Source organism: Burkholderia sp. ABCPW 11, from assembly GCF_001523445.1.
GTDB lineage: Bacteria > Pseudomonadota > Gammaproteobacteria > Burkholderiales > Burkholderiaceae > Burkholderia.
Window position 1 is genome coordinate 83,692 of the sequence record NZ_LOVM01000049.1, and the last position, 16,369, is coordinate 100,060.

A 16,369-nucleotide genomic window follows, 5' to 3' on the forward strand; every position below is an offset into this window, starting at 1 on the left:
GCGAATAATGCAACTCAATCCCTCTGAGATCAGCGAGCTGATCAAGAGCCGGATCCAGGGCCTTGAAGCGAGCGCAGACGTTCGCAACCAGGGCACCGTGATCTCCGTGACCGACGGTATCGTGCGTATCCACGGCCTGTCGGACGTGATGCAGGGCGAAATGCTCGAGTTTCCGGGCAACACGTTCGGTCTCGCGCTGAACCTCGAGCGCGACTCGGTCGGCGCGGTGATTCTCGGCGAATACGAACACATCTCGGAAGGCGACGTCGTCAAGACGACGGGCCGCATTCTCGAAGTCCCGGTTGGCCCGGAACTCGTCGGCCGCGTGGTCGACGCGCTCGGCAACCCGATCGACGGCAAGGGCCCGGTCAACGCGAAGCTGACCGACGCGATCGAAAAGATCGCCCCGGGCGTGATCTGGCGCAAGTCGGTGTCGCAGCCGGTGCAGACGGGCATCAAGTCGATCGACGCGATGGTGCCGATCGGCCGTGGCCAGCGTGAGCTGATCATCGGCGACCGTCAGTGCGGCAAGACCGCGGTGGCGCTCGACGCGATCATCAACCAGAAGGGCAAGGACCTGATCTGTATCTACGTCGCGATCGGCCAGAAGGCTTCGTCGATCATGAACGTGGTGCGCAAGCTCGAAGAAACGGGCGCACTGGAATACACGATCGTCGTCGCCGCTTCGGCATCGGATTCCGCCGCGATGCAGTACCTGGCGCCGTACGCCGGCTGCACGATGGGCGAGTACTTCCGCGACCGCGGCCAAGACGCGCTGATCATCTATGACGACTTGACCAAGCAGGCTTGGGCATACCGTCAGATCTCGCTGCTGCTGCGCCGCCCGCCGGGCCGCGAAGCGTACCCGGGCGACGTGTTCTATCTGCACTCGCGTCTGCTCGAGCGTGCGGCTCGCGTGTCGGAAGAGTACGTCGAGAAGTTCACGAACGGCGAAGTGAAGGGCAAGAGCGGTTCGCTGACGGCACTGCCGGTCATCGAAACGCAGGCTGGCGACGTGACCGCGTTCGTTCCGACGAACGTGATCTCGATTACCGACGGCCAGATCTTCCTGGAAACCGACCTGTTCAACGCAGGCATCCGCCCGGCAATCAACGCCGGCGTGTCGGTGTCGCGCGTCGGCGGCGCCGCTCAGACGAAGGTCGTGAAGAAGCTGTCGGGCGGTATCCGTACCGACCTCGCGCAGTACCGTGAACTGGCCGCATTCGCGCAGTTCGCATCGGATCTCGACGAAGCGACCCGCAAGCAGCTCGAGCGCGGCCGCCGCGTGACGGAACTGCTGAAGCAGCCGCAGTACCAGCCGCTGCAGGTGTGGGAACTGGCCGTGTCGCTGTACGCCGCGAACAACGGCTACCTCGACGATCTCGACGTCAAGCAAGTGCTGCCGTTCGAGAAGGGCCTGCGCGACAACCTGAAGACCAGCCACGCTGACCTCATCAAGCGCATCGAAGACACCAAGGATCTCTCGAAGGACGACGAAGGCGCGCTGCGCGCGGCGATCGAATCCTTCAAGAAGTCCGGTGCCTATTGATCCGCGAGTGACACACCGAGGCCGCGCGGGTGCCGATGCGCCCGCGCCGCTTCGGTGAGCGATGCATGAGCCCCGAGTAAAGCGCTGAAGCGCTCACTCGGGGCGCAAAGGAGCAAGCTATGGCTGGAATGAAGGAAATTCGCGGCAAGATCAAGAGCGTGCAGAACACGCGCAAGATCACGAAGGCGATGGAGATGGTGGCTGCATCGAAGATGCGTCGCGCGCAGGAACGCATGCGCGCCGCTCGTCCGTATGCAGACAAGGTCCGTGCCATCGCCGCGCACATGAGCCGTGCGAACCCGGAGTACCGCCACCCGTTCATGGTGGCGAACGACGGCGCGCAGACGGCCGGCATCATCCTCGTCACGACGGACAAGGGGCTGTGCGGCGGTCTGAACACCAACGTGCTGCGTGCGACGGTGCAGAAGTTCAAGGAGCTGGAAGAGAAGGGCCAGAAGGTCGAAGCCACTGCGATCGGCGGCAAGGGCCTCGGGTTCCTGAACCGCTTCGGCGCGAAGGTGATGTCGCAGGTCGTGCACCTCGGCGACACCCCGCACCTGGACAAGCTGATCGGCGCCGTGAAGACGCAGCTCGATCTGTACTCGGAAGGCAAGCTGTCGGCGGTTTATATCGCTTACACGCGCTTCGTCAACACGATGAAGCAGGAAGCCGTGATCGAGCAGCTGCTGCCGCTGTCGTCGGAACACTTCGAAGCCGATGACGGTACGCCGGCGACGTCGTGGGACTACATCTACGAGCCGGACGCGCAGGCAGTGGTCGACGAACTGCTCGTGCGTTACGTCGAGGCGCTGGTGTACCAGGCCGTCGCGGAAAACATGGCGTCCGAGCAATCGGCGCGCATGGTCGCGATGAAGGCCGCGTCCGACAACGCGAAGACGGTGATCAGCGAACTGCAGCTCGTATACAACAAGAGCCGTCAGGCCGCGATCACGAAAGAACTGTCGGAGATCGTCGGCGGCGCAGCCGCTGTTTAAGCGCGCGCCCGGGACGACAACTGCGCCTTTGCGCGAGTAAAGAATCAGGTATTTAAAGGAAAAGCGATGAGTACTGCTGCTTTGGTAGAAGGCAAGATCGTACAGTGCATCGGCGCCGTTATCGACGTGGAATTCCCGCGCGACAGCATGCCGAAGATCTACGACGCGCTCATTCTCGATGGCTCGGAACTGACGCTCGAAGTCCAGCAGCAGCTGGGCGACGGCGTGGTCCGTACCATCTGTCTGGGTGCATCCGACGGCCTGCGCCGCGGCCTGACCGTGAAGAACACGGCGAAGCCGATCTCGGTGCCGGTCGGCAAGCCGACCCTCGGCCGAATCATGGACGTGCTCGGCCGTCCGATCGACGAAGCTGGCCCGATCGAAAGCGAACATACGCGTTCGATCCACCAGAAGGCACCGGCGTTCGACGAACTGTCGCCGTCGACCGAACTGCTCGAAACGGGTATCAAGGTCATCGACCTGATCTGCCCGTTCGCGAAGGGCGGCAAGGTTGGCCTGTTCGGTGGTGCAGGCGTGGGCAAGACCGTCAACATGATGGAGCTCATCAACAACATCGCGAAGGAGCACGGCGGTTATTCCGTGTTCGCGGGCGTGGGCGAGCGTACCCGTGAAGGGAACGACTTCTACCACGAAATGAAGGACTCGAACGTTCTCGACAAGGTCGCGCTGGTGTACGGCCAGATGAACGAGCCGCCGGGCAACCGTCTGCGCGTCGCGCTGACCGGCCTGACGATGGCCGAGCACTTCCGTGACGAAGGCCTCGACGTGCTGTTCTTCGTCGACAACATCTACCGTTTCACGCTGGCCGGTACCGAAGTGTCGGCACTGCTCGGCCGTATGCCGTCGGCAGTGGGCTATCAGCCGACGCTGGCTGAAGAAATGGGCAAGCTGCAAGAGCGCATCACGTCGACCAAGAAGGGCTCGATTACGTCGGTTCAGGCCGTGTACGTCCCTGCGGACGACTTGACCGACCCGTCGCCGGCGACCACCTTCGGCCACCTGGACGCAACCGTCGTTCTGTCGCGTGACATCGCTTCGCTGGGTATCTACCCGGCGGTCGACCCGCTCGACTCGACGTCGCGCCAGATCGACCCGAACGTGATCGGCGAAGAGCACTACACGATCACCCGCCGCGTGCAGCAGACGCTGCAGCGCTACAAGGAACTGCGCGACATCATCGCGATTCTGGGCATGGACGAACTGTCGCCGGAAGACAAGCTGTCGGTCGCGCGTGCGCGTAAGATCCAGCGTTTCCTGTCGCAGCCGTTCCACGTCGCTGAAGTGTTCACGGGCTCGCCGGGCAAGTACGTGCCGCTGAAGGAAACGATCCGCGGCTTCAAGATGATCGTCGACGGCGAGTGCGACCACCTGCCGGAACAGGCGTTCTACATGGTCGGCACGATCGACGAAGCCTTCGAAAAGGCCAAGAAGATCCAGTAACGGCTTGAGTGAGTCGCAAGCCGGCGTGTGCCGGCCGGAGCAATAAGTCAGCGATGACTTACATACCGGCCGCCACCGTCGGCCGCAATACGCTCAACCCGTGGATGAGATTGGAGTCGATATGGCAACCATCAAAGTAGACGTCGTCAGCGCGGAAGAGCAGATCTTCTCGGGCGAGGCGAAATTCGTCGCGCTGCCGGGCGAAACGGGTGAGCTGGGCATTCTGCCGGGCCACACGCCGCTCATCACCCGGATTCGTCCGGGTGCGGTGCGCATCGAAGTCGAGGGCGGCAACGACGAATTCGTGTTCGTCGCGGGCGGCATTCTCGAAGTGCAGCCGGGCGCCGTGACGGTGCTCGCCGATACCGCGATCCGCGGCAAGGACCTCGATGCGGCGAAAGCCGAGGAAGCGCGCAAGCGTGCCGAGGAAACGCTGCAGAACGCGAAGTCGGATCTCGACCTCGCGAAAGCGCAATCCGAGCTCGCGACCGCGATGGCGCAGCTCGAGGCGATCCAGCGTCTGGCGAAGATCCGCAGCCGGCACTGAGCCGCGCCGCGTATCCCGCGAAAGAAAGCAGCCTTCGGGCTGCTTTTTTTTCGTCCGCCGTTTTCGTCCGTTTTTGCGGGCCGGATCGTATCGTCCGGTCGTGCTATTTCACCCGTCCGCCGCGATTCGATGTCAGAGTATCGTCAGCGGAGCGCGGCATCATCCGCGGTGAGGCCGGCCGTCGCGATTGTTGCGGCGGCGGGCGCGGTGCGCGCGCGGGCCGATCGGACAAAAACGGACGGAGACATCGATGGCAGCAGACCTTGGCAAGGGGGCGCTGATCGCGCCCGAAAGCGGACTGTCCTACGTGCGCGGCGCAACCGACGTGCCGCTATCCGAAGCGACGATCAGCCGGTTCCTGCTCGACACGGCGGGGCGCTTTCCCGACCGTCCGGCCGTCGTGTTCCGCGAGCAGCAGGTGCGCTGGACCTGGCGCGAGTTCGCGGACGAAGTCGACGTGCTGGCCGCCGGGCTCGCGGCGCTCGGGATCGTGAAGGGCGACTGCGTCGGCATCTGGTCGCCGAACCGCAGCGAATGGCTGCTCACGCAGTTCGCGACCGCGCGGATCGGCGCCGTGCTTGTCAACATCAATCCGGCCTACCGGCTGTCGGAACTCGAATACGCGCTGAACAAGGTCGGCTGCAAGGCCGTGATCTCGGCCGAGCGCTTCAAGACGTCCGCGTACGTCGAGATGCTGCAGACGATCGCGCCGGAGCTCGCGACCGCGACACCGGGCGACCTGCACGCGGCGCGCGTGCCGAGCCTGCGCACGATCGTGTCGATGGGCGAGGTGGCGCCCGCCGGCATGTTCCGCTTCGCGGACGTGATGGCGCGCGGCCGCCAGGCCGTCGATCCGGCGCTGCTCGATGCGATCGGCGCGACGCTCGCGGCCAACGATCCGATCAATATCCAGTTCACGAGCGGCACGACCGGCAGCCCGAAGGGCGCGACGCTCACGCACCGCAACGTCGTCAACAACGCGCGCTCGATCGCGATGGCGATGCGTTTCACCGAACAGGATTCGCTCTGCATCCCGGTGCCGCTCTATCACTGCTTCGGGATGGTGCTGGCCGTGCTCGCGTGCGTGTCGAAGGGCGCCGCGATGGTGTTCCCCGGCGAAGCGTTCGACCCGGTCGCGACGCTCGCGGCGGTGGCCGAGGAACGGTGCACCGCACTGCACGGCGTGCCGACGATGTTCATCGCGGAGCTCGATCATCCGGAATTCGCGAAATTCGACCTGTCGACGCTGCGTACCGGGATCATGGCCGGCTCGCCGTGCCCGATCGAGACGATGAAGCGTGTCGTGTCGCAGATGCATCTTTCCGAAATCACGATCGCGTACGGGATGACGGAGACGAGCCCCGTGTCGTTCCAGAGCTCGACCGACGATCCGCTGGAAAAGCGCACGACGACGGTCGGCCGCATCCAGCCGCATCTCGAAGTGAAGATCGTCGATCCGGCTGGCGACATCGTGCCGGTCGGCGCGACGGGCGAGCTGTGCACGAAAGGTTATTCGGTGATGCTCGGCTACTGGGACGACGATGCGAAGACGCGCGAGGTGCTGGTCGACGGCTGGATGCATACGGGCGACCTCGCGACGCTCGACGAGGACGGTTACTGCAATATCGTCGGCCGCCTGAAGGACATGGTGATTCGCGGCGGCGAGAATGTCTATCCGCGCGAGATCGAGGAATTCCTGTTCCGGCATCCGAAGATCCAGAGCGCGCAGGTGTTCGGCGTGCCCGATCCGAAGTACGGCGAGGAGCTGTGCGCGTGGATCGTGCTGCGCGCGGGCGAGCAGATGACCGAGGACGACGTGCGCGCGTTCTGCAACGGGCAGATCGCGCACTACAAGATTCCGCGCTATATCCGCTTCGTCGACGAACTGCCGATGACGGTGACGGGCAAGGTGCAGAAGTTCGTGATGCGCGAGCGGATGATCGAGGAGCTGAAGCTCGACGTGCAGAAGACCGCGTGAAGCAAGACGATACGGGAAAATGCGGAGGAAACATGGCGGCCTGCGGGCCGTCCTGTGCAGGTCGCTACGTTTTCGATGGACGAAAAAAAGCGGGCTTATTAGCCCGCTAAAAACCACACGCTACGGGGTTAGCGCGAGGAGACCAAAGATGAAACCGGATCCGGCGGGGGGCCGGAAACGACTCCAACAGGGATGCCCCTCGGAAGGGCTTCGGTACGTGACCGACTGGCTCGCAGCGCTTCGCGTCCGCTCACACTTGGCACACGAGACCGCATCCGTGTTGAAACCGTTGAGGCCATTGTGGGCGAATTAATGACCCGTCGCGGTAACAAAGTGTTTCAGGTTGTAACGCCCGCCAGATAAGGCTTTCCGGGATTTTTTGCTGTTTTCGGGGTCCTGAAAAAGGTCATTTTTACCCATATTTTCCATCGCGTTTTCAAGGTATGCGCGCGATGCGTTTTTCACGCGTATCGGGCGCGACGAATTGCCGATTTTCACGCGAGAAAGTGCATGGCGCGATCGATACCGCGCATGACGATTCATTCGTCAGAAAGATTTTGAAACGTGATCGGAATGCGCGAAAGTCGGCCGTTCGGCCAATCCCGCGAATGCTGCGCCGACGGCGAGCGCCGCGGCGCGAAGGGAAGATGTAACGGCGGCACGCCGGCGCCGCTCCTGGCGAGAGGTCGGCGCCCGGCGGCCGCGGGGGCGATGCCCGTGACCGGCCGCCGTGGCGCGGGCGCGCCTACTTCAGCCACTTGTCCGAAATCGCCTGATATTCGCCGGTGGACAGCGCAAGATGCAGCCACTGGTCGACGTACTGCTGGAACACGACGTCGCCGCGCGGCACCATGTACGCCTTCTCGCCGAACTGGAACGGCTTGTCCGGATGCACCGAGCAAAGGCCCGGATTCAGTTTTTGCTGCAACAGCGTCTCGGATGCGTCCGTCACCATCACGTCGGCCTTGCCCGCGAGGATCTGCTTGAAGATCGTCACGTTGTCCGGATACACGGCGAGGTTCGCATGCGTGAAGAACTGCTTCGCGAAGCGCTCGTTGGTGCCGCCCGGATTCACGATCACGCGCGTCTCGGGCCGGTCGATCTGCGCGACGGTCTGGTACTTGTCGGCATCCGCGCAGCGCACGATCGGCGTCTTGCCGTCGACCACGTACGGCTGCGTGAAGAACACGCGCTTCTGGCGCTCGAGCGTCGTCGACACGCCGCCCACCGCGATGTCGCACTTCGCGACGAAGTCGTTGGTGAGGTTCGACCAGCTCGTCTTCACGTAGTCGGTCTTCACGCCGAGCGATTTCGCGAGCGATTCCGCCATGTCGATGTCGATGCCCTCGAAGCGGCCGTCCGCGCGGTAGTACGAATACGGCTTGTAGTCGCCCGTCGTGCACACGCGCAGCGCGCCGCGCGCGAGCACGTCGTCGAGCCGCGTGCCGGCGGCCGGTGCAGTCGTGGCGGTGCCGGCCGCGGTCTGCGCGTGCGCGGCGGTGCAGCACAGCAATGCGGCCGCTGCGAGCGTGGCGAATGTCTTCATCGGTCTCCTCCTTGGTTCGGTTCGATATCAGCGTCCGATCATAGCGGAGCCATCGCGCGCGTCATATGGCCGCCATCGCGTCGGCATGCGCAGTCCGATCGCGGCTGTCCGGTAAAATGCCGCTTTGCCTTCGCATCGTCGCTCCTACCGTGGCCCATAACCTGCTCAACGACACCTTCCTGCGTGCGCTTCTGCGCGAGCCGACCGACTACACGCCGATCTGGCTGATGCGCCAGGCCGGCCGCTACCTGCCCGAATACAACGCGACGCGTGCGCGTGCCGGCAGCTTCCTCGGCCTCGCGAAGCATCCCGACTACGCGACCGAGGTGACGCTGCAGCCGCTCGAGCGCTTCCCGCTCGACGCCGCGATCCTGTTCTCGGACATCCTGACGATTCCCGACGCGATGGGGCTCGGCCTCGACTTCCAGGTCGGCGAGGGGCCGAAGTTCGCGCATCCGGTGCGCACCGAGGCCGACGTCGCGAAGCTCGCGGTGCCGGACATCGAGGAGACGCTCGGCTACGTGACGGGCGCCGTGCGCGAGATCCGTCGCGCGCTCACCGACGGCCAGGGCCGTCAGCGCGTGCCGCTGATCGGTTTCTCGGGCAGCCCGTGGACGCTCGCGTGCTACATGGTCGAAGGCGGCGGCTCGGACGATTTCCGCACGGTGAAGTCGATGGCGTATTCGCGCCCCGACCTGATGCACCGGATCCTCGACGTGAACGCGCAGGCGGTGGCCGCGTACCTGAACGCGCAGATCGATGCGGGCGCGCAGGCCGTGATGATCTTCGATACGTGGGGCGGCGCGCTGGCCGACGGCGCGTACCAGCGCTTCTCGCTCGATTACATCCGCCGCGTGGTGTCGCAGCTCAAGCGCGAACACGACGGCGAGCGCGTGCCGGTGATCACGTTCACGAAGGGCGGCGGGCTGTGGCTCGAGGAGATCGCGGCGACCGGCGTCGACGCGGTCGGGCTCGACTGGACGGTCAACCTCGGTGCCGCGCGCGAGCGCGTCGCGGGGCGCGTGGCGCTGCAGGGCAACCTCGACCCGACGATCCTGTTTGCACCGCCGGCCTCGGTGCGCGAACAGGCGCGCGCGGTGCTCGACAGCTACGGCAACCATCCGGGCCACGTGTTCAACCTCGGGCACGGTATTTCGCAATTCACGTCGCCCGATCACGTCGCCGAACTCGTCGACGAAGTGCATACCCACAGCCGCGCGATCCGTAGCGGAGCGGCGGGCTGAATGCAAGCGCCGTCATGCTGCGCCGCGCAATGACGGCGTTTCGTCGTTGAAACTAAACAGGACGCAACCCCGCTCCCGTCGCCGATTCGGTGCTTGTCAAGACTTGACTTATACACATTTTCCACGTTGCACCGCGGTAGAGCCCCGTATCGGTCGATTTGTCTCGCTATTGTTCGGTGATTTGAATAGCAGCCTTATGGAATAAGGCTTCGCGGGGGCCAGCGACAAACGGTGAAAAACAGCGGAAAGCACGGCCCCGCGCGCGTTGCGGCCGTTGAGCGGCGAGTTCTCAACAAAGTTATCCACAGGCTGGGCAGGGTATACGGCGATTCCTAATGCGAATCCAAAACTTAGCGCCGAATCTGAAGTTTTACTTTAAGTTCGCCACCGCGATGCGGGCGCGGGTGCAAGCCGTCCGTCCGCTACGTGTCGCCGCTGCCGGAGCGTGTCGATGAGCGGCGTCTACCTGCGCGTGGCGCTCGACCATCCGCTCGCGACCCTGTTCGACTACCGCTGCGACGCGCAGCCGGCGCCCGCGCCCGGCACGCTCGTGCAGGTGCCGTTCGGCAAGCGGCAGGCCGTCGGGCTCGTCTGCGAAGTCGCCACTCACACCGATGTGCCGCCGTCGCGGCTGCGCGCGGTCGAGGCGGTCTGCGCCGACCTGCCGCCGCTGTCGGCGGACTGGCTCGCGCTCGTGTCGTTCGCGGCCGACTACTATCAGCGCGGGCGCGGCGAAGTCGCGTTGCCGGCGCTGCCGCAGGCGCTGCGCGACGCGGGGCGCTGGGGCCGGCTGCTCGCGCCGGAAGTGCGCTACCGGCCGACCGAAGCCGGCCGCGCGGCGCTGCCCGATGCGTTGCCCGCGCGCGGCGCCGCGCTGCGCCGGCTCGCGCAGGCGTTGGTCGATACCGGCTCGCTGGCACTGCCCGACGCGCGCACGCTGCATCCGAAGGCGGCCGCGACGCTCGACGACTGGGCGGTGCGCGGCTGGGTGGACGTCGAGGAGATCGGCTGGGCCGATGCGCCTGTGGCCAAACCTGTGGATAACCTGTCGACAAGCGGTGGACGGACTGTGCCGCCGGCGTTGACGGACCAGCAGGCCGAGGCGCTCGACGCGCTCCGCGCCGCGCAGGGCTTCGCGCCGTTCCTGCTGCACGGCGTGACGGGCAGCGGCAAGACCGAGGTCTATCTGCATGCGCTCGCGTCGCTGCTCGACGCGCGGCCGGACGCACAGGCGCTCGTGCTCGTGCCCGAAATCAACCTGACGCCGCAGTTCGAGGCCGCGTTTCGCGCACGCTTCGCGGGCGCGCTCGCCGACGACGCGATCGTCACGCTGCACAGCGGGCTCGCCGAAGGCGAGCGGGCGCGCAACTGGCTCGCCGCCCACACGGGCCGCGCGCGGATCGTGCTCGGCACGCGCCTCGCGGTGCTCGCGTCGATGCCGACGCTCGCGCTGATCGTCGTCGACGAGGAGCACGAGCCCGCGTACAAGCAGCAGGAAGGGCTGCGCTATTCGGCGCGCGATCTGGCCGTGTGGCGCGCGAAACAGCTCGGCATCACGGTCGTGCTCGGCTCGGCCACGCCGTCGCTCGAAAGCTGGTGGCAGGCCGAGCAGGGACGCTACACGCGGCTCACGCTGTCGCGCCGCGCGGTGGCCGACGCGACGCTGCCGACCGTGCGGCTGATCGATCTCGAAGAAGAGCGGCGGCGCGGGCGCGCGTCGATGGGGGGCCTCTCGGGGCCGCTCGTCGCGGCGCTGAAGGCGCGGCTCGAACGCGGCGAACAGAGCCTCGTGTTCCTGAACCGGCGCGGGTACGCGCCGCAGCTCGCGTGCGACGCATGCGGATGGGTGGCCGGCTGCCCGCGCTGCAGCGCGTACGTCGTGCTGCACAAGCCCGAGCACGCGCTGCGCTGCCATCACTGCGGCTGGGAAGCGCGGATTCCGCGGTCGTGCCCGGAGTGCGGGAACGTCGACATCGCGCCCCTCGGGCGCGGCACGCAGCGCATCGAGGAGACGCTCGCCGAGGCCGTGCCGGGCGCGCGGATTCTGCGGATCGACGCGGACAGCACGCGCCGCAAGGGCAGCGCGCAGGCGCTTTTTTCCGACGTGCACGCGGGCGAGGTCGATATCCTGGTCGGCACGCAGATGATCGCGAAGGGGCACGATTTCCAGCGCGTATCGCTCGTCGGCGTGCTCAATGCCGATACCGCGCTGTTCTCGCACGACTTCCGCGCGAGCGAGCGGCTGTTCGCGCAGCTGATGCAGGTGAGCGGCCGCGCGGGGCGCGCCGGGCTGCCGGGCGAGGTGTTGGTGCAGACGCGCTATCCGCGTCACGCGCTGTACCACGCGCTCGGGCGGCAGGACTACGTGGGCTTCGCGAATTCGACGCTCGGCGAGCGTCGGGACGCGCACTTGCCGCCGTTCGTCTACCAGGCACTGCTGCGCGCCGAAGGGCGCACGCTCGACGCGGCGCTCGCGTTCCTGCTGCAGGCCGCGGCCTCGTTGCCGGGGCTGCCGGGTGCCGATCGCGTGACCGTGTACGACGCGGTGCCGATGACGATCGTGAAGGTTGCGAACGTCCACCGCGCGCAGTTGCTGCTCGAAAGCGCGTCGCGGGCGGCGCTGCAGCATGCGCTGCGCGCGTGGCAGCCGACGCTGCGCGCGCTGAAGGGCGTGCTGCGGTGGAGCGTCGAGGTCGATCCGCTCGATATCTGAACGGCATCCACGCGGCCGAATGCCGGTAACCCGGGCCGCCGGGCGGCCCCGAATCGTCGTCTCCCGTCGCTTGGCTCGACGCTGGGCCGGCACCGCACCCTGTCACCCCAGTGCAACCTGTTTTCGGCCGCTCTCGCGCAGGCCGACGGTTGCACGCGCCCGTCGAATTTGCCCGATCAGGGAAAACACCGATCCCGAGACCACGGGCAACCCCTAAGTTGCAACTGCATAAGTGTCTGATTATATTGACTAACTTATGGGTGCAACCTATCTCTCAATTTGGTTGCACCTTTTTATTGCGTGCCGTAGGATTTCGCGCATCCTCTTACACCACACAGCCGGGCTCGCACCGGCGCACGAACCCACCATGGCAAGCACGACTCTCGGCGTCAAAGTCGACGATCTTCTCCGCTCGCGCCTCAAGGACGCCGCCGCGCGTCTCGAGCGCACTCCCCACTGGCTGATCAAGCAGGCGATCTTCGCGTATCTCGAGCGGATCGAGCACGGCCAGTTGCCGCCCGAGCTGTCGGGCCACAGCGGGGTGACGGAGCTCGCCGACGGGCAGGCCGCGGACGGCGACGACGACAACTCGCCGCATCCGTTCCTCGAGTTCGCGCAGAACGTGCAGCCGCAATCGGTGCTGCGCGCGGCGATCACGGCCGCGTACCGCCGTCCGGAACCGGAATGCGTGCCGTTCCTGCTCGGCCAGGCGCGTCTGCCCGCGAACCTGCAGGCGGACGTGCAGGCGCTCGCGACGAAGCTGGTCGAGGCGCTGCGCGAGAAGAGCTCGGGCGGCGGCGTCGAAGGGCTGATCCACGAGTTCTCGCTGTCGAGCCAGGAAGGCGTCGCGCTGATGTGCCTCGCCGAAGCGCTGCTGCGCATTCCCGATCGCGCGACGCGCGATGCGCTGATCCGCGACAAGATCAGCAAGGGCGACTGGCGTTCGCACGTCGGCCACGCGCCGTCGCTGTTCGTGAACGCGGCGACCTGGGGGCTGATGATCACCGGCAAGCTCGTGACGACCAACAGCGAAGCGGGCCTGTCGTCGGCGCTCACGCGCCTGATCGGTCGCGGCGGCGAGCCGCTGATCCGCAAGGGCGTCGACATGGCGATGCGTCTGATGGGCGAGCAGTTCGTCACCGGCGAAACGATTTCCGAGGCGCTCGCGAACAGCCGCAAGTACGAAGCGCGCGGCTTCCGCTATTCGTACGACATGCTCGGCGAAGCGGCGACGACCGAAGAGGATGCGCAGCGCTATTACGCATCGTACGAACAGGCGATCCATGCGATCGGCAAGGCGGCCGGCGGCCGCGGCATCTACGAAGGCCCGGGCATCTCGATCAAGCTGTCGGCGCTGCACGCGCGCTACTCGCGCTCGCAGCAGGACCGCACGATGAGCGAGCTGCTGCCGCGCGTGCGCGCGCTCGCGCTGCTCGCGCGCCGCTACGACATCGGCCTGAACATCGACGCGGAAGAAGCCGACCGCCTCGAACTGTCGCTCGACCTGCTCGAGGCGCTCTGCTTCGATCCGGAGCTCGCTGGCTGGAACGGCATCGGCTTCGTCGTGCAGGGCTACCAGAAGCGCTGCCCGTTCGTGATCGACTACCTGATCGACCTCGCGCGCCGCAGCCGTCACCGCCTGATGATCCGCCTCGTGAAGGGCGCGTACTGGGATACCGAAATCAAGCGGGCGCAGGTGGACGGCCTCGAAGGCTATCCGGTCTACACGCGCAAGATCTACACCGACGTGTCGTACCTCGCGTGCGCGAAGAAGCTGCTCGCCGCGCCGGACGCCGTATATCCGCAGTTCGCGACGCACAACGCGTACACGCTGGCCGCGATCTATCACCTGGCCGGCCAGAACTACTACCCGGGCCAGTACGAATTCCAGTGCCTGCACGGGATGGGCGAGCCGCTGTACGAGGAAGTCACGGGCCGCGACAAGCTGAACCGTCCGTGCCGGGTGTACGCACCGGTCGGCACGCACGAGACGCTGCTCGCGTATCTGGTGCGCCGTCTGCTGGAAAACGGCGCGAACACGTCGTTCGTGAACCGCATCGCCGACAAGACGGTATCGGTGAAGGAGCTGGTCGCCGATCCGGTCGACGAGGCATCGAAGGTCGTGCCGCTCGGCGCGCCGCACGCGAAGATTCCGCTGCCGCGCAACCTGTATGGCGACGAGCGTCCCAACTCGATGGGCCTCGACCTGTCGAACGAACACCGTCTCGCGTCGCTGTCGTCCGCGCTGCTCGCGAGCGCGCACCATCCGTGGCGCGCGGCGCCGATGCTCGCCGACGACGCGCTCGCCGACGCACCGGCGCGCGACGTGCGCAACCCGGCCGACTTGCGCGACGTGGTCGGCACGGTCAGCGAAGCGACGGCCGAACACGTGAGCGCGGCGCTCGCGCACGCGGTGGCCGCCGCGCCGATCTGGCAGGCGACGCCGGTCGACGCGCGTGCCGATTGCCTGGTGCGCGCGGCCGATCTGCTCGAAGCGCAGATGCACACGCTGATGGGCCTGATCGTGCGCGAAGCCGGCAAGTCGCTGCCGAACGCGATCGCCGAGATCCGCGAGGCGGTCGACTTCCTGCGCTACTACGCGGCGCAGATCCGCGGCGAATTCTCGAACGACACGCACCGTCCGCTCGGCCCCGTGGTCTGCATCAGCCCGTGGAACTTCCCGCTCGCGATCTTCATGGGCCAGGTAGCCGCGGCGCTCGCCGCCGGCAACACGGTGCTCGCGAAGCCGGCCGAACAGACGCCGCTGATCGCCGCGCAAGCCGTGCGACTGCTGCGCGAGGCCGGGGTGCCGGCCGGTGCGGTGCAGTTGCTGCCGGGCACGGGCGAAACCGTCGGCGCGGCGCTGGTCGCCGATCCGCGCACGCGTGCGGTGATGTTCACGGGATCGACCGAAGTCGCGCGCCTGATCAACAAGACGCTCGCCGCGCGCCTCGACCCGGACGGCAAGCCGATCCCGCTGATCGCCGAAACGGGCGGCCAGAACGCGATGATCGTCGACTCGTCGGCGCTCGCGGAGCAGGTCGTCGCGGACGTGATGCAGTCGTCGTTCGACTCGGCCGGTCAACGGTGTTCGGCGCTGCGCGTTCTGTGTCTGCAGGACGACGTCGCGGACCGCACGCTGACGATGCTCAAGGGCGCGATGCACGAGCTGGCGCTCGGCAACCCCGACCGGCTGTCGACCGACGTCGGCCCGGTGATCGACGCCGAAGCGAAGCAGACGATCGACGCGCACGTCGCGGCGATGAAGGACAAGGGCCACGCGGTCACGCAACTGCCGATGCCCGATGCCTGCGCGCACGGCACGTTCGTGCCGCCGACGCTGATCGAGATCGGCAGCATCGACGAGTTGAAGCGCGAAGTGTTCGGCCCCGTGCTGCACGTGGTGCGCTACCGCCGCAACCAGCTCGACAAGCTGCTCGAGCAGATCCGCGCGACCGGCTACGGGCTCACGCTCGGTATCCACACGCGGATCGACGAGACGATCGCGCACGTGATCTCGAATGCGCACGTGGGCAACATCTACGTGAACCGCAACGTGATCGGCGCGGTGGTCGGCGTGCAGCCGTTCGGCGGCGAGGGGCTGTCGGGCACGGGCCCGAAGGCCGGCGGCGCGCTGTACCTGCAGCGCCTGCTCGCGACGCGTCCGTCGGGCCTGCCGCGTTCGCTCGCGCAGTCGCTGATGGCGGACGGCGCGACCGAAAGCGATGCGCGCGGCAACCCGGCGGCGGCGCTCACGACGCTGCGCGACTGGCTGATCGAGCAGCGCGAGCCGGCGCTGGCCGCGCGTTGCGACGGCTATCTCGCGCAGGTGCCGGCCGGCGCGACCGCCGTGCTGACCGGCCCGACGGGCGAGCGAAACACGTATACACTCGGCCCGCGCGGCACGGTGCTGTGTGTCGCGGCCACGCCGGGCGGCGCGCGTGCGCAGTTCGCGGCGGTGCTGGCGACGGGCAACCGCGCACTGTTCGCCGGCGCGGCGGGCGAGGCGCTGGTTGCCGCGCTGCCGGCGTCGCTGAAGGCGCACGCGGCCGTGCGCAAGCAGGCCGACGCGCCGTTCGACGCGGTGCTGTTCGAAGGCGACAGCGACGAGCTGCAGACGCTCGTGAAGGACGTCGCGCAGCGGCCGGGCCCGATCGTGTCGGTGCAGGGCGTGTCGGTGGGCGCGTTCGAGAACGGCGACGCGGAGGACTACGCGCTCGAACGGCTCCTGACGGAGCGCTCGGTGAGCGTGAACACGGCCGCGGCGGGCGGCAATGCGAATTTGATGACGATCGGCTGATCATCCTTGCCGTTCGGATCAAACAAAGGAAGCGGC

9 protein-coding genes are annotated in these 16,369 nt (G+C 66.6%); 8 read left to right on the plus strand and 1 reads right to left on the minus strand.

From position 1 onward, the window contains the following. Nucleotides 1–7: 7 nt before the first annotated feature. The 5 genes from atpA to WS61_RS21335 all read left to right on the plus strand — a co-directional run bounded on the left by atpA (nucleotide 8) and on the right by WS61_RS21335 (nucleotide 6,530). Complete coding sequence (gene atpA / locus WS61_RS21315) at nucleotides 8–1,549, plus strand: F0F1 ATP synthase subunit alpha (RefSeq protein WP_059503166.1); 1,542 nt, start codon at nucleotides 8–10, stop codon at nucleotides 1,547–1,549. A gap of 119 nt (nucleotides 1,550–1,668) precedes the next feature. Beyond that, the gene (gene atpG, locus WS61_RS21320; protein WP_034209645.1) at nucleotides 1,669–2,544 is read left to right on the plus strand and encodes a F0F1 ATP synthase subunit gamma; all 876 of its coding nucleotides are present in this window, start codon (nucleotides 1,669–1,671) and stop codon (nucleotides 2,542–2,544) included. A 66-nt stretch (nucleotides 2,545–2,610) separates the two neighbouring features. Continuing rightward, the gene (gene atpD, locus WS61_RS21325; protein WP_011882816.1) at nucleotides 2,611–4,005 is read left to right on the plus strand and encodes a F0F1 ATP synthase subunit beta; all 1,395 of its coding nucleotides are present in this window, start codon (nucleotides 2,611–2,613) and stop codon (nucleotides 4,003–4,005) included. 121 nt (nucleotides 4,006–4,126) lie between these two features. Further along, nucleotides 4,127–4,552, plus strand: a complete 426-nt coding sequence (locus WS61_RS21330; protein ID WP_006477288.1) for a F0F1 ATP synthase subunit epsilon — start codon at nucleotides 4,127–4,129, stop codon at nucleotides 4,550–4,552. 250 nt (nucleotides 4,553–4,802) lie between these two features. Beyond that, nucleotides 4,803–6,530, plus strand: coding sequence for an AMP-binding protein (locus tag WS61_RS21335; RefSeq protein WP_059503168.1), 1,728 nt, complete (start codon nucleotides 4,803–4,805; stop codon nucleotides 6,528–6,530). Nucleotides 6,531–7,275: 745 nt separating this feature from the next. Here WS61_RS21335 and WS61_RS21340 read toward each other — a convergent pair. Further along, nucleotides 7,276–8,076, minus strand: a complete 801-nt coding sequence (locus tag WS61_RS21340; RefSeq protein WP_059503170.1) for a transporter substrate-binding domain-containing protein — start codon at nucleotides 8,074–8,076, stop codon at nucleotides 7,276–7,278. 149 nt (nucleotides 8,077–8,225) lie between these two features. Here WS61_RS21340 and hemE point away from each other — a divergent pair, with 149 nt between their 5' ends. The 3 genes from hemE (at nucleotide 8,226) to putA (ending at nucleotide 16,333) form a co-directional block, all read left to right on the plus strand. Further along, entirely contained in the window at nucleotides 8,226–9,320 is a 1,095-nt protein-coding gene (gene hemE / locus WS61_RS21345) for a uroporphyrinogen decarboxylase (protein WP_306459564.1), read from the plus strand. Nucleotides 9,321–9,771: 451 nt separating this feature from the next. Then, entirely contained in the window at nucleotides 9,772–12,033 is a 2,262-nt protein-coding gene (locus WS61_RS21350; protein WP_059503174.1) for a primosomal protein N', read from the plus strand. 367 nt (nucleotides 12,034–12,400) lie between these two features. Continuing rightward, complete coding sequence (gene putA, locus WS61_RS21355; protein WP_059503176.1) at nucleotides 12,401–16,333, plus strand: trifunctional transcriptional regulator/proline dehydrogenase/L-glutamate gamma-semialdehyde dehydrogenase; 3,933 nt, start codon at nucleotides 12,401–12,403, stop codon at nucleotides 16,331–16,333. Nucleotides 16,334–16,369: the final 36 nt, after the last annotated feature.

Excerpts from the sequence above, each read along its gene's own strand:
- atpA (WP_059503166.1), top strand. The coding sequence starts at position 8 with ATGCAACTCAATCCCTCTGAGATCAGCGAGCTGATCAAGAGCCGGATC.
- atpG (WP_034209645.1), top strand. The coding sequence starts at position 1,669 with ATGGCTGGAATGAAGGAAATTCGCGGCAAGATCAAGAGCGTGCAGAAC.
- atpD (WP_011882816.1), top strand. The coding sequence starts at position 2,611 with ATGAGTACTGCTGCTTTGGTAGAAGGCAAGATCGTACAGTGCATCGGC.
- WS61_RS21330 (WP_006477288.1), top strand. The coding sequence starts at position 4,127 with ATGGCAACCATCAAAGTAGACGTCGTCAGCGCGGAAGAGCAGATCTTC.
- WS61_RS21335 (WP_059503168.1), top strand. The coding sequence starts at position 4,803 with ATGGCAGCAGACCTTGGCAAGGGGGCGCTGATCGCGCCCGAAAGCGGA.
- WS61_RS21340 (WP_059503170.1), bottom strand. The coding sequence starts at position 8,076 with ATGAAGACATTCGCCACGCTCGCAGCGGCCGCATTGCTGTGCTGCACC.
- WS61_RS21350 (WP_059503174.1), top strand. The coding sequence starts at position 9,772 with ATGAGCGGCGTCTACCTGCGCGTGGCGCTCGACCATCCGCTCGCGACC.
- putA (WP_059503176.1), top strand. The coding sequence starts at position 12,401 with ATGGCAAGCACGACTCTCGGCGTCAAAGTCGACGATCTTCTCCGCTCG.